Annotated in this window: 14 protein-coding genes and 2 pseudogenes; 5 read left to right on the top strand and 11 right to left on the bottom strand. The window is 48.0% G+C overall.

Features of this window, described 5'->3' with window-relative positions; genetic code table 11:
* Position 1 precedes the first annotated feature (1 nt).
* The 6 genes from UB51_RS11085 to UB51_RS29725 all read right to left on the bottom strand — a co-directional run bounded on the left by UB51_RS11085 (position 2) and on the right by UB51_RS29725 (position 11,675).
* Positions 2 to 886 (bottom strand): glycosyltransferase family 17 protein, encoded by an 885-nt coding sequence (locus UB51_RS11085; RefSeq protein WP_044877348.1) that lies wholly within the window; start codon positions 884 to 886, stop codon positions 2 to 4.
* Complete coding sequence (locus tag UB51_RS11090) at positions 883 to 9,417, bottom strand: non-ribosomal peptide synthetase (RefSeq protein ID WP_082063114.1); 8,535 nt, start codon at positions 9,415 to 9,417, stop codon at positions 883 to 885. The genes UB51_RS11085 and UB51_RS11090 overlap by 4 nt, the downstream gene beginning before the upstream one ends.
* A gap of 196 nt (positions 9,418 to 9,613) precedes the next feature.
* Positions 9,614 to 10,351, bottom strand: a complete 738-nt coding sequence (locus UB51_RS11095) for a thioesterase II family protein (protein WP_044877349.1) — start codon at positions 10,349 to 10,351, stop codon at positions 9,614 to 9,616.
* Between the two features lie 16 nt (positions 10,352 to 10,367).
* Positions 10,368 to 10,625: a hypothetical protein gene (locus tag UB51_RS11100; RefSeq protein WP_044877350.1), complete on the bottom strand. Its 258-nt coding sequence runs from the start codon at positions 10,623 to 10,625 to the stop codon at positions 10,368 to 10,370.
* Positions 10,626 to 10,840: 215 nt separating this feature from the next.
* Positions 10,841 to 11,047 carry an integrase core domain-containing protein gene (locus tag UB51_RS29720; RefSeq protein WP_082063115.1) on the bottom strand — a complete coding sequence of 69 codons (207 nt, stop codon included), beginning with the start codon at positions 11,045 to 11,047 and terminating at the stop codon, positions 10,841 to 10,843.
* A 496-nt stretch (positions 11,048 to 11,543) separates the two neighbouring features.
* The gene (locus tag UB51_RS29725; protein WP_445322377.1) at positions 11,544 to 11,675 is read right to left on the bottom strand and encodes a helix-turn-helix transcriptional regulator; all 132 of its coding nucleotides are present in this window, start codon (positions 11,673 to 11,675) and stop codon (positions 11,544 to 11,546) included.
* Between the two features lie 203 nt (positions 11,676 to 11,878).
* On the opposite strand from UB51_RS29725, the gene UB51_RS11110 reads away from it, so the two are divergent.
* From UB51_RS11110 to UB51_RS27805, 3 genes and pseudogenes are all read left to right on the top strand, one after another.
* Positions 11,879 to 12,157, top strand: a complete 279-nt coding sequence (locus UB51_RS11110; RefSeq protein ID WP_044877352.1) for a hypothetical protein — start codon at positions 11,879 to 11,881, stop codon at positions 12,155 to 12,157.
* 271 nt (positions 12,158 to 12,428) lie between these two features.
* Positions 12,429 to 12,833, top strand: coding sequence for a tyrosine-type recombinase/integrase (locus tag UB51_RS29730; protein WP_445322378.1), 405 nt, complete (start codon positions 12,429 to 12,431; stop codon positions 12,831 to 12,833).
* A gap of 409 nt (positions 12,834 to 13,242) precedes the next feature.
* Positions 13,243 to 13,554 (top strand): annotated as a pseudogene (locus tag UB51_RS27805) (transposase); the annotation flags it as partial.
* A gap of 825 nt (positions 13,555 to 14,379) precedes the next feature.
* Here the strand turns inward: UB51_RS27805 and UB51_RS11130 are convergent.
* Both UB51_RS11130 and UB51_RS11135 read right to left on the bottom strand, forming a co-directional pair.
* Positions 14,380 to 15,162, bottom strand: coding sequence for a polysaccharide deacetylase family protein (locus UB51_RS11130; RefSeq protein ID WP_044877355.1), 783 nt, complete (start codon positions 15,160 to 15,162; stop codon positions 14,380 to 14,382).
* On the bottom strand, positions 15,159 to 15,761 hold the full coding sequence (locus UB51_RS11135; RefSeq protein WP_044877356.1) for a YkoP family protein: 603 nt from the start codon (positions 15,759 to 15,761) through the stop codon (positions 15,159 to 15,161). Before UB51_RS11135 ends, UB51_RS11130 begins: the two co-directional genes overlap by 4 nt.
* 265 nt (positions 15,762 to 16,026) lie before the next feature.
* On the opposite strand from UB51_RS11135, the gene UB51_RS11140 reads away from it, so the two are divergent.
* Both UB51_RS11140 and UB51_RS11145 read left to right on the top strand, forming a co-directional pair.
* Positions 16,027 to 16,278, top strand: coding sequence for a TetR/AcrR family transcriptional regulator (locus UB51_RS11140; protein WP_267884759.1), 252 nt, complete (start codon positions 16,027 to 16,029; stop codon positions 16,276 to 16,278).
* Positions 16,254 to 16,674 (top strand): annotated as a pseudogene (locus UB51_RS11145) (DUF4188 domain-containing protein). The gene UB51_RS11140 and the pseudogene UB51_RS11145 overlap by 25 nt, the downstream one beginning before the upstream one ends.
* A 23-nt stretch (positions 16,675 to 16,697) precedes the next feature.
* On the opposite strand, the gene UB51_RS27810 reads toward UB51_RS11145, so the two are convergent.
* From UB51_RS27810 to UB51_RS11155, 3 genes are read right to left on the bottom strand one after another with little or no spacing between them, the layout of a single operon-like run.
* Complete coding sequence (locus UB51_RS27810; protein ID WP_144407004.1) at positions 16,698 to 16,880, bottom strand: hypothetical protein; 183 nt, start codon at positions 16,878 to 16,880, stop codon at positions 16,698 to 16,700.
* A 52-nt stretch (positions 16,881 to 16,932) separates the two neighbouring features.
* Positions 16,933 to 17,496, bottom strand: coding sequence for a methylated-DNA--[protein]-cysteine S-methyltransferase (locus UB51_RS11150; protein ID WP_044877357.1), 564 nt, complete (start codon positions 17,494 to 17,496; stop codon positions 16,933 to 16,935).
* Between the two features lie 3 nt (positions 17,497 to 17,499).
* Positions 17,500 to 18,555: an LLM class oxidoreductase gene (locus tag UB51_RS11155; protein ID WP_234405608.1), complete on the bottom strand. Its 1,056-nt coding sequence runs from the start codon at positions 18,553 to 18,555 to the stop codon at positions 17,500 to 17,502.
* Positions 18,556 to 18,960: the final 405 nt, after the last annotated feature.

The following is an 18,960-nucleotide window of genomic DNA, read 5'->3' on the forward strand; positions in this document are numbered from 1 at the left end:
ATTACTTCCAGTATAAAAGATCCGCCGTTTGGATGTCTTGCAGAGCGGGCAAAAACGATTTTTCGTTATCCACGTACAGCTCGGTATCAAGATAGTACAGCTTTTTATCATCCAGACACTGCTTGATGTAATCTTCGTGCACGATACTTTTGTCCTTGACATTGGCTGCAAACGCTTGAAGCTTGGGCAGCGCGGTTTGGCGATAGTCCAGCCACGAATGATGAAACCCAGCCGGTTCTTCCAGACAGTAGATGTCTTGATAGAGCCCTTCGGCAATTCCCTTCTTCCTTAGATAATCCCCCGAGAATGGCATGCTTCTGAAAAATCGTCCGGTCATCGCAAAGACGCGAAAGCTCCAATGAGGAGCGCCGTGATTGGAACGGCAGAATAGATTCAGAAAAAAGACGGAATAGTGCATTTTGACGGTAATGACTTGACGTTTTTTCACCTCCGAGACAATCCGGTCCGCCATCCGGCTATCGATGATCTCGTCGAAATCGGCCAGAATGATCACATCGTCATCCTCGACCCGCTCCCGCAAGATGTCAGAACACCGGCTTCTCTGATACGCTTCGTTATGAAATGCGCTGTTGTAGCTCAGCAAGCGCCAATACCAGCGGTCAAAGTTCGCCGCTTGGCAAGTCTCCGGGTTAAAATACAATTGGTGCCGCTCCGGCTTGCGAAACACGTTGTCGGCATGAAGCGAATGGTAAATCACCTTCGGACCGAGATAAGCCGGATCGAAGTTCCGGGGCTTGTCCGCATAGCTGAATGTCTTGTTGGCCTCGATCACGTGAAGCTCGTCGATCCAGCGGGCATCTTCTTTCAGTTTGATCTCCGCCACCCGGTTTTCGTTGAAAAACGGGCAAAATTGATAAATTTTCATAACCGGAAGCTCCCTTCTCCTGTCGTTGTGAGCGAGTTAACCTCGATACATTGGCGCAAATGTCTTGCAAACCGGTGCACCAGCCCGGCCACCGTTTGTTCTTCGTAGTGCAGCGTGCTGTAATAGCAGGCTAAGCTCAGCTTGTCCCGCTTCAAGCAAGCCGTCATGTTTAACCAATAAGCGGAAGGGTTGTCCGGCGCATTGGTATTTCCGTACGGAAGGGTCAACGGCTCGTAGAAGTCGTCGGCTCGCCAAGCCGTTTCCTCCGATTGATAATGGAACAGCATTCGGCTTTCATCGATAAGCGGCTCCGCCTCCAGATGAAGCTCCGGTACGATATGCCGCAAAGCAAAATAGTCCATACCTTCATTAGGAATATCTTGCAGCGTCCGCTTGACATGCTCCAGTAGCGTCTCAGTATCGCCAGCAAGTTCCTGCTTCCCGATGCGGATTCGTACGGGATACGCCCCGGCAAAAAATCCGACCGTGCGGTCAATCGCGATGCCCGGCAAAAAGGACTCGCGCTGGTAGGACATCAGATGCAGCAGCAGGTCCGGCTGCTTTTTTAGGTCGAAACAAGCCTGGGACAATGCCGTTAACAGAACGCCGAGCGGGGTGGTTTGCCGCTGCGCCGCCAATGCTTTCAACAAGCCGACCTGCGCGGTGCCTTCCAACAAATCATAGGTGATCGTCGCCATATGACGGTGAACGGGCCATTCCTGCGTTTCCCAATCGACCTGCAAGGACTTGCCGCCTCCGACAACGCCTCTCCAATAGGCTGCCGACTCGGCCGGAATGCCTCCGGGTGCGTATTGTGTCAGCGCCAGGCACCAATCGCGGTAGCTGCTTCCCGCTTCCCTATCGAGCTCTCCATCAGCCCCCATGAAGAGAAGCTGTCGGAAATCTTCCAAAAAGATGTTCATCGACATCCCGTCAAAAATCAGATGATGGAACAAAAGCAGCAGCACCTGCCGGCTTCCGCCGCCATAATAGTCAAACAATACGGCTTTCCACAAAGGACCTTCCCCGATATCGAATTCATGCTGAAGCTTCGAGCAGTACTCCGAGATAAAGGTGTCATGGGACGCCGTGGCCTCCCGCAGATCCACATACGTTAAAGCCCGGTCCATATCGATGTCCCGTTCATACTGGTACCATTCTCCGTGATCGAGCCGGGCAAAGGTCAGCTTCAACGCCGCATGCCGATCGACCAGAAGCTGCAGCACGCGGTTCATCTCTTGCTTCGTGATCCGCTGCTTGAGCAAAGCCAGATAAGGCACGTTGAACATGTTGCGTTTCTTCAAGTCGCGGTTGAAAAAACGTCTCTGCACCGCCGACAGCGGAAATCCGTCCTTCGGGTACGTGTGCTGTCCCAAGGCCTTTTCCGTATCCGGGCGGGCCGCCAAACCCGAGGCCGAAGCCGAAGCCGAAAGCGCTCCGTTCAAGGAGCGGGCCAAACGTTCGATCGTTTGCTCCCGAAAGATTTGGTTGACCGTCACCGGATAACCGTTCTTTTGCAGCAGACTGACGATGCGCAGCGCATGCAGCGAATGGCCTCCCAACGCGTGAAAATCTTCATCCTTGCGGATGTGATCTAGCTTCAGCACGGCGCGCCAGATCTGCTCCATCAGCTGCTCCAGCCCGGTTGCGGCACCGGGTTCGGACGCTTGGCCGGTACGCCACGCTTCCGGCAGAGGCAATCTTGCCCGGTCAATTTTCCCATTAACCGTTAACGGAAACGACTCCAGCCGAACGTACCGGAAAGGAAGCATATACGAAGGCAGACCGTCGGTCATAAAGGCTTGAAGCCGTTCTTCCCGAATGTCCTGTTCATCCATCTCCGATGTATAATAAGCAATCAGCCGCAGCTCCCCATGGAGCTCGCGGGCGATGACGAGACTTTGCTTGACGGCGGGACAGCAGCCAAGACGGTGCTCGATCTCTCCCGGTTCGATCCGGAAGCCGCGAAGCTTCAGTTGGCCGTCGCTCCGTCCCATGTATTCGATGTTACCGTCCGGAAGCCATCTCCCGAAATCTCCTGTCCGGTACAGTAGCAAATTTCTTCTTTTTTCGCGATCTTCGGCAGAAGCGTACGGATTCGGAACAAACGCCTTCCGCGTCAGCTCCTCCTGCTTCCAATAGCCGCGCGCGACGCCGTCTCCTCCCACGTAGATTTCTCCGACGGCTCCGACAGGCTGGACACGTCCCCTTTTGTCCAGAATATAGCAGGTCGTATTGCTGATCGGCTTACCGATGGGGATGTTGCGTTCAAAGGTCCGCTCGATCGGATAGCTCGTCGAAAAGGTGGTGTTCTCCGTCGGACCGTAGGCGTTGAGGATTGTAATCGCCGAATACCTCAGCCGCAGACGATTGATCGGCTTCGGCGATAACGCTTCGCCGCCTACAAGCAGCCAACGAAGTCCGGCGAACATCGTTTCGTTCGCCTGAATCCATTGATTGCATAATGCGGCGCTGAGCCATAACGCGTTGATGCCCCATGCTTTTATCCTCTGCTCCAGCAGGCGGACGTTCATCAGATCGTCTTTGGAAACGACGTACAGGCGGCCCCCATTCAGCAGCGTGCCCCAAATTTCAAACGTGGAAGCGTCAAATACCGGCGAACCGGTATAAAGCAGCTTGATATCTGGGGAAAACGGGAAATAGTTCGTATGCTTCACCAGACTGACGATGCTGCGGTGTTCGACCATAACCCCCTTTGGTTTGCCCGTCGAACCGGACGTATACATCAGATAAGCAAGATCGCAAGCGGCCGCGGGACGAGTCCCTTTTTCTTCCTGACCCACAAAGGTAATGGTGTCGAAATCATCGGCGCAGATCAGCTTTAAGCTCACACCCCTCCACGCTTCCGCAAGGCTATCCGCTTCGCTGCGCGAGGTGATGATCGTGTCCAGTCCGGCGTCCCGGATCATGTCGTGTATGCGTTCCGCTGGGAAATCGGGATCGATCGGCACGTAGGCGCAGCCCGCCTTCAAGATGCCTAGAATGGAAACGATAAATTCGAGCGAGCGCGGCAGACAGACGCCGATGAGCTTCCCGCGAAACGGCGCATCCTCCGTGAGCAAGCTCGCCACATGACGTGACAATTGGTCAAGCCGTTCGTAAGTCACGACCCAGTCGTATGCGATCACCGCCAGTTGAGAAGGCCGGAGCCGGACCTGTTCCCGGAACAGCTCGGGAACCGAGCTCTCCCTTGGGTACTCCGTGAACGTACGGTTCCAATCGTAGACAATTCGGTCGTAATCGTCTGTAGTCATTAAAGTAATGTCTCCGACAGCGCTATCCGGATGCTCCACCGCATAATGCAAAGCATGACGCAGATGCTCTGTCAACCGGCGAACCGTTTCTTGCTCCAGCCGGTCGGCATCGTAAATCAGCTTGATGACGATCCGGTCTCCGTCGCTCGCGATGGTAGTCGTCAGCAGGTAATTCGTTTTCTCTCGTTCCTCTATTGCCGACATGTTCAGTCCGCTTGCCGGCTGGCGATAGTCGTTCAAATAATTTTCGAAAGCAACGATGCTGTGGAACAACGTATGGCCTTGCACGGAGCTCCAGTCCTTCAATTCGTTCAGGCTGACGTGGCAGTAATCGTTCAGCTTTTGAATCGTGTGATGAAGCTCCTTCACATAGCTGGCGACGGACTGCTCCGTATTCCAATGCATCACCAAAGGAAGCGTATTAATCAGCAAGCCGGTGATACGGTCCGCTTTGGCAAGATCGGACCCACGGCCGGACACGACCATGCCGAATACGGTTATATCCGCATCATGAAGCACTTGCAGTACTTTTCCCCAAGCGAACTGCACCAAGGTATTGAGCGATATTTTCGTTTGCTGCACAAACGCTGTCATTCGCCCGGTAAAGCTTGAGTCCAATTCCAACATCTCGGTCTGCTGCCTGCGGATCGGTTGGTGCGCATCGAAGCGCATGTCGCTTTTCTCCATCGGCAGCGGGGTCGGTTCGGTAATGTCAGCCAAATAAGCCTTCCAAAAGGTTTCGGCTTCCGTCCGGTCCTTCGCCATCAGCCACCGCATATAATGTTCCAAAGGGAGCGATGGATTGCGGTAAGGCGTTATGCCCCGCAAGCTGCATTCATAAAGATCATGAACCCGATTAAGCAGCAGCGGAAGACTCCATCCGTCCAGCAAAATATGGTGGTAGCTCCAAACTACCATCCATTCCTCCGGACCGCTGCGAATCAACGCAAGGCGGTACGCGGGCCGTCGCAGATCGAAGCGGCGCTCGCGGTCCAGCGTCATCCACTGCTCGAAGTACTCTTGCTGTCGATCCGCAGGTTGTGAGGCGATATTCTCTACCGTCCAATCCGGTTCCACTGTTTGGACGACACACTGTACCGGCTCGTCCAGCGCTTCCCAGATGAAGCCTGTCCGTAAACAATCGTTTTCGGCAATGACACGCTGCCACGCTTCCCGATAACGGGTAACATCGAGCCTGCCTTCGTATTTCCAGCTTGTCTGCACGAAATATTGGTCGGAGGACGGATGATCCAAATAATGAAAAAAAAGTCCTTTCTGCAGCGGACTAAGCGGCATGATTTTATCCAAACCGTATTGCGCATGGTACGTATTTACGATCTGGTCCAGTGAAAGCTGATCAAGCAAAACCAGTGGAAAATCGCTCGGCGTAAACTCTTCGCTCTCTTTCTCCTCACAGTGTTCAATAATGGAAAGCAGATAAGAGATGAAGGATTCGGTCAACCCGGTAATCGTCGCTTCCTCGTAATGACGTCTGCTGTATTTCATAAACAAATGCAGCTGGCCATAAACGATGGAGCAGTTAAGCTCCAACAGACTTGTTCCGTGGTTCCGCGGCGAACTATAATCCTGTGCGGCATCGCGCGTGAAGCTTAACCATTCGTTCGCTTCCCCGGCTTCGGCCTGATCGAACTGGCCCAAATAATTGAACAGCGCCTGCGGATCGGAAGCGGTCAAGGTCGTTCGAACCGCCTCGTCCGGATGGCAGTACCGCAGCGCCCCGTACGAGATGCCCCGGTCAGGGATGCGGCGCAGCTGCTCCTTGACGGATTTGATCGTTTCTCCCAAAGAAGCGTCAGCCGACAACCGGATGCATACGGGAAACATCGATGTGAACCAGCCGATCGTTCGGGTCAAGTTCATGTCGGATACGGAGTGCTCCCGTCCATGACCCTCCAGCCGGAAGGCGACCGTCCCCTGTCCGGTCCAGGCGGACAGCATCAGCGACCAGGCGGTAAGCAGCAGATCGTTGATCTGCGTATGGTAAGCGTGAGCGCACCGGTGCAGCAGCCGCTGCGTATCGCTTGGCGGCAGCGTTGCAATTAGTTCCGCGGATTCGGCGATGCTTCTGTTATCCGCGTAACGGTCTACGGGTAACTGGAATGCGGCGGAACCGGCCAGCACGTCGGTCCAATCGCTGATATCGTCACGTAGGTCCTCTTTTTGCGCATAGTCCGTGATCGCAGCCTGCCATTTTTTAGACGGGCTTGGAACCGGAGGCAGCTCAGCGCCGTGATACAACTGATACAGCTCTTGAAGCAAAATCCTCCAGGAAACCCCATCGATGACCAGATGATGAACGGTAAGGAACAGACGAATTTTATCGTCAGGGTGGCCTTTGATCAACCCGGCACGAAGCATCGTTCCCGTCTCGTAGTTCAGTTGACCATGCCACTTCACGCAGACGGCGGCAATTTCCGAATCGGGGCGCTCTGTCTCCCGAATGGTGTGGGAAGCGAGCCGCACGACAGCGTCCGTTCGGTAGCGCTGCACATACGTATGCCCCCGCTTTACGAATTGTGCCGCCAGCTCCAGATGCAACCGGACCAGCCAGTTGATGGCATCCTCCAGCCTCGCAGGGTCGCAATGGTTGAGCAGCAGCATATGCGACTGATTGAAATAGTTCGGCTCTTCGAACTGCTGCTCGAAAAACCAGTGTTGAATCGGCGTCAGCCCGAATTCGCCCGCCAAATCGAGAGCCTGCTCCTTTTGCTTCCCACCGACCACCCAAGCGGCCACGGCCGCCAAATCCTTCACGGTCGCATGCTCCGCCACTTGTCTGGGCGTCACGACAATTCCGTGATCCCTGGCCATGGATACCATCTGAATGGCGAGGATGGAATCCCCCCCAACGGCATAGAAATGATCGTTGACCCCGATATTTTTCCGTTTAAGCAGGTGCCGCCAAATGTGAAGCAGCCGCGTTTCCATTTCGTCTTCGCCCGTTTCCGACGCCTTTTCGGAAGAGTGTTCCCACACCGTATTCGGATGAGGAAGCGCCGACCGGTCCACTTTGCCATTTGTATTCAAAGGAAACGATTCCAGTCGGCAAAAGTAAGACGGAACCATGTAGGACGGTAACACCGAGGACAGGTACTGCGCCAATTCAGCCTCTTCCAGCTCTTGGGAAGAGGTATAGTAAGCCGCCAGCTTCTGATAATGCCCGTCGTGCCAAGCCCGGACCATGCATTGACGAATGCCCGGATACTGACGAAGCTGATGCTCGATTTCCCCAAGCTCGATGCGGTAGCCTCTAATCTTGACCTGATCGTCACTGCGGCCGATAAATAATAGTTCCCCGCCCGGCGTCCATTTGACGATATCCCCGGTTTTATATAACCGCTCGATTTGCGGAGTATGCCCGTCGCCCATCACAAGCTCTTTGTGAACGAACCGTTCCTTGGTTAGCTCTTCGCGGTTCAGGTAGCCTCTGGCCAGCCCGACGCCGCCCACCCACAGCTCGCCGGGAACGCCGAACGGAACCGGCTGGCCGAACGGATTCAGAACAAAGAGCCGTTTGTTATAAACAGGCCGCCCGATCGTCACTTTTTCACCCGGTCGGCAGATCCCCACGGAACAAATAATGGTCACTTCCGTCGGACCGTAGGCGTTCAGGAATACCCGCTCTTTTCCCCAATCCTCCACAATATCCGGCGTACAAGCCTCCCCAGCTGACACGATCGTCTGCAAATCGGGCAAGTCACGCTTTTTCATCGTTTTTAATACGGATGGAGGCAGCATAGCAATATGAATACTTTTTTGTTCGAGTACTTCCGAAATATCGGCATATGGAGGCAATTCCTCTTCCGACAAAACAACGAGCGTCCCACCGACCGTTAATGTTCCGACCCATTCGTAAACCGATGCGTCAAAGCTGATGGAAGCGAACTGTAGCACTCGCGTATCCGAAGTCAGCCCAAACCTGTCGATAAGATAAGGAATCAAAGCAACTAGTCCGGCGTGTTCGATAAGCGCGCCCTTCGGGTTTCCGGTGGAGCCGGACGTATAGATGACGTATGCCAGATCGTCGGGCTTGACCTCAACGTTCAAATTGTCAACGGAATCGCAGGGCTGCGCAAGCCAGTCGTCGATACAAATAACCGCCGCCTCCTTCATACCGGCTTGAGAAATCACCGACTTCAGCTTAACGACCAATTGGCTCGTTGTCATGATGATTTTTGCTTGAGCGTCTTGCAAAATAAACCGAATGCGTTCCTCCGGATATTGGGGATCGATCGGAAGGTAAGCCCCTCCCGTCTTTATCACTCCCAGCATGGCCGGGAGCACATCCGCGCTTCGCTCCATCATGATAGGAATCAGCGTCCCTCGCGGTAGATCGCCTTGCTCGTTCCTCAGATATGCATCCACAATGACGCGGGCGATTCGGTTAGCCCGGCGGTTTAAATCGGAGTAGGTCAGCTTCTGCTGACGAAACTCCAAGGCGACCGCCTCCGGCGTCTTGGCCGCCTGTTCCTCTACCAATTGATGAACGGTTTTATACACAGGATACGTCCTGTCCGTATCGTTCCATCGGATGAACTGATTCCCTTCCTTCCAGGTCAGGAAAGGGTGGAAAAGCACGGGCTTCTCCGGGTCATTCAATGTGTTGGTCAGTAGTACCCCGAAATGTCCTGCAAGCCTGGAGATCTGCGTTTTGCTGAAGCGACTGCTATCGTATTGAACCGCACATTCGAGTTTGTTGAGTCTGTATCGATATAAGAGTGCGATCGTCGGGTGATCCATTTCGTGCAAAGAAACAGACGCCTTCATGCTGTCAAGCGGGTTCATTTCCTGTGTCTCTACAATGCCGAAATCGAGAAATTTCCCGGGTTCCAGCGCCGCGGAACCTCCTTCGGCTTGCTTCGTCAACGTTTCGCTCCATACACCGCCGCTTCTTTTATCTAATTGCATCTCGACCTTATGAACCAAATCAACAAGGCGGTCTTCTTTTCGTATGTCTATGAGAAGTGGATAGCACTGGCTGCAGTCGTCTCCGGCTTCATCGCGCATGATGGAATATAAAACGGGCACCTCGTATTGATCAGCGTAATGGGATAGTAAAACGGACCATATTGCCGTTAAACAAGAAGACATACAAAGATGATGCCTGCGGACAAATTCCGCCAGTGTCCGTACTTGTCTATCCTCTAAACGGATCTTCTGAAAATCGTGATCACTCACAGGTCCGTCTTTCGCCTTATTATTTGAAAATACCTGCATTCTCTTTTCAGGTGTCATCGCTATATCAGCCCCTCTTGTTTGTTTTTATTCTACATGCCCCCTTATGAAAAGCGGCTACGAGTTTCCTTGGTCGAGAAACTGCATTTTTACACCTCAAGTCGCTATTGCTTCAGCATCTTGCCTTGATCTTATGCACTTTCGAAATTCAGGATGATATCTTCGTAAATAACGTCTCTCTCCAAAATGCCCCCCCCTAAATGGAAACCGCCAGTTTTTTCATTAAAACTTTGCGGACATATGTCGGAACTTCCCGCTGATTGTCATTCACGATGAAAAAATGGTCTCCTTCGAATCCCTTGAACTCCGTCCGGCCATGCGTGTATCGATTCCACGAATGGATTCTATCAGACATCGTGTTGTCATGGAATCCGTACAGAACAGACATATCGCATGCAAGTTTGCGGTCGGCAACGTTGCGTTTCGATTCCAAATAGGTCTCCACCACTTGAGTATCGGCACGCAGAATGGGCAAAAAGGTATTGCGTATGACTTCATGTTGCATCGCTTCTATCGGAGTTCCGCCCAATTCGCATATTTCGTGCATGAACTCGCGATCCGACATCCGATGATATACTTTTTTCCTCGGGAGATGAAGGGGATCGAATCCCGATAGAAAGGTATGGACAAGCGAATAGGGAGAGTCGGTCCCTATTCGCATTCCAATTCGATAAGCCAGCAAACTTCCCATGCTGTGACCGAACAAGGCCACACGGTCATTCTCTTGTATGTGATTTCGGACAATATCTTGAAACAGGTTTTCTTCCAGTTCCTCCAAAGAATATAAGAGCGGTTCCTCCATTCTGGATCCTCTGCCAGGCAGTTCTATGGGGATGAGTTGAATGGGGCTTAGCCACTTGGTCCATTGGCGATAAATCGAAAAGGACGAACCTCCCGCATAAGGAAAGCACAGCAATTTTAGAGTATTTTCCACCTGTTATAATCTCCTTTTATTCTTCGACTTCCTTAGCTTTTGCCGCTATCACTGCAGCATTCACGCTGCTCTCCATTTCGGTCAATACGTCGTCCACTGATTTCGTGCCCATGATGAGCTCGATTAAGGATGGGTTTGCCGATTGAATGGCTACCCATTCGTACTTGCTTGGTTTATCTAATACGGGAGCATCCATTTCATACAGCGCTTTTAATTTTTTTTCTTGGAGCTGTGCAATGCCCTTTCCGAAATAAGTGTTTTCGACAATATTCAACTATAAATTTCAGTTGACTCTAGTTGCCATGTTATGGGGAGAAATGCACAAGGGTACATTTTAGGTTAAATTATACATTATTTTGTAGTTTTTTGGAATAATCGTACAATGTTATTCATAGCGGTTAAACACCCTTATTATGGACACTGCACCTCTTATTCGATATCAATCGTAGAATTGCTTTAAATTGCTTCATTTTTCATTTGTGCCGACGCTTAAACCTTAATCTGCTTCGGCTTAACAGTGCCTTGCTTTACCGCTTCCATATAATCATACGGGGAAAAATCGTAGATACTGCCGTGGATACGCACGCGATTATAATCTTGGATAAACTGGCTTACGATTTCATAAGCTTGTGGATAAGACTCAAACTCATGACGCTGAAAGCATTCGGTTTCGATGATCGAATGATAGGATTCAATATGGAACTAGACCAGTTCGAAGACACCTGGGGAGCGAAATATCCGCTGCTGGTAAAGTCCTGGCGGCAGAACTGGGAGGAGATGTCCACTTTTTCATTGCGACTCTTTTGTACCAACCTTTTTTGGTCGCCAAGGAACATGAGTAAAATTGTTTATTAACCTGGATACCTCTCCTCACTACTCCTGCACATCTGCACTTAGAAAACACTTTATTATCTGTCTAGTGGTTCATTTTCTTTTTACAAATAGACCACTCTTACCGGTAGCACTGCTTTCTGCAAATGATATCTGGTAGTTGTATTTTGTATGCTACCAAGTATTCCTTCGAGCATTCTTTAGCTCAATAATGTCCATAATCTCTCCCTGGTCACGGGCAGACAACATTCTAAACTTAATGATTAAGTAATTCTCCGACTATCTCATCTATGCAGTCTTCATTTCCTTCATCTCCAAATAAGAGCCATGTTGATTTAACGTTTAACGTTAAACACTTTGATTATAGTGAGAACAGTCTCACCGAAGGATTGTACTTGTTCTGTTCAAGCTCACTCAAAGTTCCCTGAGACACACCAACATGGTTTGAAAATTCAATTTGGTTCATCTGATTGTTCTTTCTAATTTCTCTAATTCGCTCCCCTAATACTGGCTACACCCCCTTCTCAATAAAAAAGTCCCGATGACCTAACAAAGCATCATCGGGACAATTCTAGGAGTTCCATACTTTTTTTACTGGTTCCACACTTTTTTATCATCAGACAGAAAGGCAGTGTTTCGTGTTTCAACTGAATGTGTATCAAAGAGGTTAGAAAAGTTAAAACGAGGTGAAATCTAATGTACTACTCAGTCATTCAAAATAACAAATATATAGTCATCCTTGCAGATGGTGTCGCGGAAAAAGAGATTATTGAGCTGCCAACTGAAGAACTGGCCGATCAAGTAGCTTATCATTTACAACTTGCATGGAATGAAGGGGAACTATGGGGTCAGGAGTCGCTTAGAAGAGAACTTGATCCTGAGGGTAACAGGAAGAGGATATATGACTCGATCATGAAAATGAGATCGTTCAATAACAGGAGAGAACTAAGGAATTATTACGGATTAATAAACTAATGGAAGAGAAACAAAAGCAAATTATGGAGCAAGTCTTATCTTGGAAGTCACGGGGAATGGAATAGAATTTCTCAAACCATTCGTTCTACTCAGTCACCCCCTACGAAATTTAAATTGTATAACTCCATTACCTACTTAAAGTCATTTTTCAGCTTTCTTTTTCGATCAAAGATGACTAAACAAAATCCAATGGCAAATTACAAGAATCATTATTACAACAGGGAGATTAAAAACAGATGGCTGACCCCTAACGAATACAACCTATTGCTTCATTAATTGTCGTAATAATAAATTAGAAGAATACGCTATGTGTCTCCTCTTGATGACAACTGGTATACGAAATTCCGAATTACGCGCTTTGCGATATCGTCATATTGATTTCGAACATTCCACCATACATATCGAAGAAGGCCAGAAAACAAATATCGGCACGGTTTTTATGCCCGATGTTTTGAAGTTGACTCTAAAGAACTACACTTCTAAATCAGCCTTTCAACAACGATTACGAAGTTGCAATGACTATCTGTTTACTCTAAATTGCAAAAACCAACTTAACATTGATGCTCTAAAGAAACGAATAGTTGAACTGACACGAGAATCCGGAATTCAAAGAAAAGTAACACCTCATACGTTTAGGTACACTACGGCAAAATTAATGCAAATTAGCGGATCTTAGCAGCATTCAAAGACAACTTAGACATGAACATGCCTATACAACAATGCGATATTTGGGGTGTTCCGAAAGGGAAATTCAACTCATGGAGGAAAATACAGGATCATTCAATCCTGAAATGGACTAAAGAGAGGAATGAAGTCCATCGATACTTTATTTGGGGAAGTATCGTCATTAGACTCAATGTGAGTCATTCAGGCGTTCTGTAGGAAACAGTACGCAAAATTGAGATACAAACGCTTGATTTAGACCTAGAATTAACTCAATTCGTATTCAAACGAAAATAATAATAACCAGTCGCCGATACAATATCGACGACTGGCTGCTTAAACTTGAAAGGTGTTTTGATCCTTGTCTCACAAACGGGGGTCAGTCCCCATATCATAACCTCATTTTTATATTAGTTAATTATGCGTATTTACCATTTGGTAATAAGACATTGTACTTATCGAGCATTTTAGATTTATACAACGGAGAGATTGTCGCTTACAATATTTCAGATAAGCAAGATACATCATTTGTGTTAGATACACTAAATCAGCTTCCAGATCAGCAAGGTATGGTGTTACATAGCGATCAGGGCAGTGTGTACACGTCTCAAGCTTATCAAGAAGCTGTAAAAGGAAAAGGCATTACCATGAGCATGTCCTGCAAGGGAACGCCTGCTGATAATGCCCCTATCGAATCATTTCATTCCACGCTAAAGTCTGAAACGTTCTATCTCGAAGGGCTAGCAAATCTATAAAACGTACTGATTTTTTCTTCATGGTTACCATTCAACACATTGCCTATGCTGGTGTCGTAAATAAATTCAACTTCTTTCATTTTAACTATTAACTCTTTAGGATAGTTCATAAAAGAAAAGCCTGCTTTCTCAGCAGACCTTGTTGAAACATTTACCTTTCAATGTCCCTCGCGATATAGCACTACCACGCACTCCACATGTACCGTATGCGGGAATATAGGCTATTTGGTTCCCGTCTGCCCCGGCCCTCCAATGCCAGGTGGTTTCTCGAATGGCGCTCAGGTGAGCATCCAGACATCCCTGTTATTAAGCCCATTCTCTGTACCTTCTAGCCATCCGAAATACAGACTGGACAAGCCATACTGGCACTCTATGGTTCATTATTTGTCTCTTTGTTGTTCAAATTATGTATTTGTAATTCACAAAAAATTCCACAACAATCCTCTGCTTCTTATGACGGTGATTACTACATATGCCATCGCTGGGTTACTCTATAATCTACTATTCACTCCACTTTTATGGAATCTAGATGCCGCAATGATCGTATTACCCTTCTTCGGATTAGGTCATCTATTTAAACAGTATCAACATAAACTTACCGCATACTTAAATTATAAGTTTCTCGCCCTCTTTTTCAATCTAAATCTACTGACAGGCATGTTGAATGCAAAGATTGATATTTTCTCTGGGGCCTACGGAAACTAGGTAAGCCCATTAGAATGGGGCAGCGACATAAACCGATGCATGAAAATCCCTCCAAATCCTTAATGCTTAAACATGAAACAACACATCATCCCGGATTATTTATATAACCCGGGATTTGATGTGTTGTGTAGCGTGAATGTTCTGATCGATTCGATATCCTTTAACCACTCTTTTCTTTAATAGTGTATCTGTCCGCACATAAGAATACTGCTTGGGCTTAAGCTCTTGCAGAACTATTCGTACCCCCTCCAACATTTGCCTTGGCGCATCTTCATCAGCACCTGCCGTATCGCCACTATCATGTAGTAGTACGATAGAGCCGGGTTTGATCTTACGTAACAGTCGGTCTATTAACTTCTGGGAATTCTCTTGACGCTTCCAATCCCAACCCATCACGGACCAAAGCACAATGTAGTATGATTTGCGAAGCAAAAATAAATCACCCAGATTCAATACTCCCCACGGCGGACGATAACTAGAAGGCCGCTCCCCGATAATCCCCTCAATAATATCAGCCGTGCGATTGATATGCTGACGCTTTATTTTCCACGGAAATATAATTAAGTTACATTTATGAATGTAGTTGTGAATTCCTACTTGATGCCCCTCATCATGTATTCTTCGTATCAAATGCGGATACTGTTCAGCTTTACTACCAAGTACAAAGAACGTCGCCAACACATCATATTGCTTCAGCAAATCCAGTAGTTCAGGTGTATAGCGTGGATCAGGGCCGTCATCGAAAGTAAAGGCGACCTCAGCCTGTTGTGCTTGTCTTCCTCTCTTATATACACCTAGACCAAAGACTCGTGACATTATTACTGGAATCATCATGTACACAAAAGAACCGATTAAAAACAGGCCAGGTAGCCATTGATTCATGATTGCACTTCTTTCCGAAAACGATGTATCAACGATTGTCTAGACATCATCAACATCATTGGAACCAGCTTTGAAGAGCTCTGCTTCACCCGTTGTCTACCTACGGGATGTAGCACCCGTAGTAGAAATCTCAGGTAGAATGTCATCCATACTCTAATCCACTTTGATTGAATCGGATGTTGTTCAAAACCTAATCCGTGAATGATCCCTCTGTGAAGTAGCGTGATGCCTGTTAAAGCTTTTACATTCCTAAGTTCAGGATTATGTTCCATCGCATAACTGATCTGTTCAAGTGATTTGCGCAGCATCCGTGCCGTCATTAATGCTGTACGATCCGCGCCATTCGTGCGCGACAGCTCCAACATCTTCCGATTATCTAAATGCAGTTCTCCCACACAATCTCCTGCATGTATATAGTATCCATCATCACAAGCTATGCTCTTCCCCAGATGCTTTCTAACGACTAGCTTACATATGCCATACTGTGTCACAGATACGCTACGTATCTTTGTGATTTGATCAAATAAACCTTCCCATGCCATCCATGCCGACTGCATCCCTGTTCTTGAAGCTGTACTAACAATATTCAAAATAGTCATTCAGCACTCTCCCTGTGACAAACCATATTTGCTGTTCTCTCTCTGATTTATATTGTATAGAATAAGTCTCTCTTTTCTCTTACTCAGACCTTACGAATTTCTTAAGCCCATATTTAACTCCATCTCGACAAAATAAATGTACTTAAGTTAATTTAGTTACAAGTTAATAATAAGAGAGGACACCGCTCCATGAACTACACGCAATTCATTCCCTCTGCGTGAACTCAAAAAAGCCAAGACTAAAATAGCCTTGTACCAAGCCAGCATGTCATTGATTGGAGATCATATGTTCCGGGACGTGAAGCTCGATGATATTTGCCGGCAAGCGAAAGTGTCACGTGTGACATTCTTTAATTTTTTCCGTAAAAAGGAAGATTTGCCTGTGTATATGATGCGTTTCTTGTTAACCACTTGGAGCATCGAAATAGAAGAACGATCCCTACGCGGGTTTGAAGGCGTGCGCTATGTATTAAGTCAAGTTGCTGAAATACCATTCTTAACATTGGCATGCGAGTAAATCGTCTTTGGGCTGTTCACACATGGTTGCCTGTATTCATGGCGATGCCACGTATGATCAAGGAACTGTATATGAACCGTGAGTTGGGATTTTTGGACGGGAGTTTTCATTTATCCGGGGGGCTGTTAGTTCAATATTGGAGATCCTTTGAGGAGCTAGAGCGATATGCACGACAGGGAGAGCATCATCTTAAAGCTTGGCGTGATTTTAACCGAAGCATTGGAACGGATGGCACAGTGGGTATTTTCCATGAGACCTATCTGGTTCCGAAGGGTCAATATGAGGCGTTATACAACAACATGCATGTCCCAGCAATAGAAAAAGAAAGAGACGGCAGGCCACAGACTCGGTCTTGACCGAGAACCTGCTGTACCATCGCCGCCTAATCCTCAATAATGATAACGTATTTGTTTCATGACCTAAACGATATCTGTCCGATCTACATTTCGAAAGGAAATGTAATCAACCAGGAGACCGATAATTCCGAGGGAAATCGAAACACTTAGAAACGAGCTAAGTGAGAAATCCTTATTGGACGAGCTAATTAAAGACATAATTAGAATCGAAGACACAATCGTTGCAGATACTAATTTCTTACGCATTCCATTTTTTCAACTGTCGTGTAATCTGTTCGACAGGGACAAACAAACCTCATCAGAATTTAAACCGAGCGTGTCCCGTAGCAGAGTAATCGTGATACCCCTCCAATTGAAGAAGTGCTTCTTTCATCTCCAAGCCGCCGCTGTAACCGGTCAATGTGCCGTTCTTTCCAATAACGCGGTGGCAAGGAATGACAATCGGAATGGGATTAGCCCCGTTGGCAGTTCCCACTGCGCGGACAGCACGGGGATTATCTATCATTGTAGCAATATCTAAATAGCTGCGGATTTGCCCGTATGGGATCCTCATCAACGCTTGCCAGACGGAAACCTGAAAGATTGTACCCTGCAAATCAAGGGGAAGTTCAAATGACATGCTTCTTCGCTCACAATAAGCCTGCAACTGTTCCAGGTAAGGAGAAAGCCGTTCCTTATCTTCAATTAGAACCGCATTAGGAAATTTCTTACCTACCCATTGCTTCATGTTCATATGTGTATCATCCTGCAATGAAATTAAGCATAAGCCTCGATCGGACGCTGCGACATGAAGCAGCCGATCATTGAGTCCCGAGTGAACCAATGTTGTCCAGAAAATCTCGGTTACGGTTGATTTATACATAGGCTACCATTTGGTGTATAGCGGATTAGGTCCGGCATGCGATGGGAAGAGCGGCAGCACTTCCTCTGCCAACTCTTGAATCACTTCGGCAGGAGGTCTGCTGGCAAATTGAATGCCGAGCGCAGCATGATTGACGCCAACTGCTTGCCATTCTTCCAATAGCTGAATCAGTCCTTTACGACCCGTACGCAAAATGTATCCTCCGCGGAGCGGTGTTCTCGGATAATCGGCATCTTCCACAAGATCAATCCATTCGTTGGTCATGTGCGGCTTGAATATCCCGCCTGGTATTTTTTCACGCCAGGCACTTATTTTTTCCGAGAGCCTCCGGGGACCAGACGCATCTGCTGTCGCTTCTGGATAAGTGAGCCAACCGTCGCTATGTTCCGCGATCCAGTCGAGGGATTGTCGGCTTGATCCTGTCACAACGAGCGGAATATCGCCGGTTGCAGGCTTGGGAAGCATTTCCACCCCCTCAACTTGTCCAAGGGACGATAGAATCGATGGCTTCCGAAGTCGAATGAGGTTACGGAAAAACTCAACCGTCTCCCGAAACCGAACATCACGTTGGTCGGCATCGATTCCGTAAGCCGGAAATTCTATGGCTCGGTCGCCTGAGGCAATCCCAAGTACAAGACGACCGCCAGACAGCACATCAATGGATGACGCCAATTTGGCCAAATCGAGGGGATGGCGTAATGTGAAGATTGCACTGCCCGTTGCTAAAGATACATGCTTTGTCCTCGCAGCAAGATATGCCAAATAGGTAAAAGGATCGAAGACCTGTCCAGCATCCCCAAAGCTAGGATCAAACAGCGGCACATCCCGCACCCAAACCGCAGCGAAGTTCCGTTGATCGATCATTTCCACGATATCGGCTTGGCCCTTTAAGTTGTCCATGTGACCTGCATAGAACTTAAGCGGCAGGAAAATACCAATCGTGAGTTTATTGGGGGCGAACATACGGCTGAAGCCGGGATGCTCGGTGAACATTCCCTGTGTCGAAGATGTCTGCTGTCGCTTACGAAGTAATTCATTATCATTTGATTTTATTTCCAATTCATTCGCCTCCTAAACAATAGGTGATCCAATCATCTCTTGGAGCGCCATGAAACCAGTTCGTGACCGCTACAGATGCAGCCGCGCTGGATGCGCCGCCGAAGCCTACCGATAAAAGGATCCCAAAAAACAAAAAAATACCATATTAACGTAACAAGAAAAGTGATAAATGTGCTGATTCCAACGATTAAGGCACTATAGGACTAAAGGCTCCAAAAGAGGAACGCACGTCTTGAACAGTCATCAGTAATGTCAAAAAGGATAACTTTAAAATAATCCAGCCGTAATAAGGTCTCTTTCTCATTCCTACCTTTCCTTTACTATATGGGAGTAAATTATAGTCGCATATTCGACTGGAAGTGATATAATTGTAATCGTTAACTGACCCCAATGATAGTGACAACT

This window comes from Paenibacillus sp. IHBB 10380 (assembly GCF_000949425.1).
Taxonomy (GTDB): domain Bacteria; phylum Bacillota; class Bacilli; order Paenibacillales; family Paenibacillaceae; genus Paenibacillus_AQ.

What these genes read in the sequence shown, in the direction of transcription:
- UB51_RS11085 (WP_044877348.1), bottom strand. Translation starts at nt 886, where the DNA reads ATGAAAATTTATCAATTTTGCCCGTTTTTCAACGAAAACCGGGTGGCG.
- UB51_RS11090 (WP_082063114.1), bottom strand. Translation starts at nt 9,417, where the DNA reads ATGACACCTGAAAAGAGAATGCAGGTATTTTCAAATAATAAGGCGAAA.
- UB51_RS11110 (WP_044877352.1), top strand. Translation starts at nt 11,879, where the DNA reads ATGTACTACTCAGTCATTCAAAATAACAAATATATAGTCATCCTTGCA.
- UB51_RS11130 (WP_044877355.1), bottom strand. Translation starts at nt 15,162, where the DNA reads ATGAATCAATGGCTACCTGGCCTGTTTTTAATCGGTTCTTTTGTGTAC.
- UB51_RS11135 (WP_044877356.1), bottom strand. Translation starts at nt 15,761, where the DNA reads ATGACTATTTTGAATATTGTTAGTACAGCTTCAAGAACAGGGATGCAG.
- UB51_RS11140 (WP_267884759.1), top strand. Translation starts at nt 16,027, where the DNA reads ATGTCATTGATTGGAGATCATATGTTCCGGGACGTGAAGCTCGATGAT.
- UB51_RS27810 (WP_144407004.1), bottom strand. Translation starts at nt 16,880, where the DNA reads ATGCGTAAGAAATTAGTATCTGCAACGATTGTGTCTTCGATTCTAATT.
- UB51_RS11150 (WP_044877357.1), bottom strand. Translation starts at nt 17,496, where the DNA reads ATGTATAAATCAACCGTAACCGAGATTTTCTGGACAACATTGGTTCAC.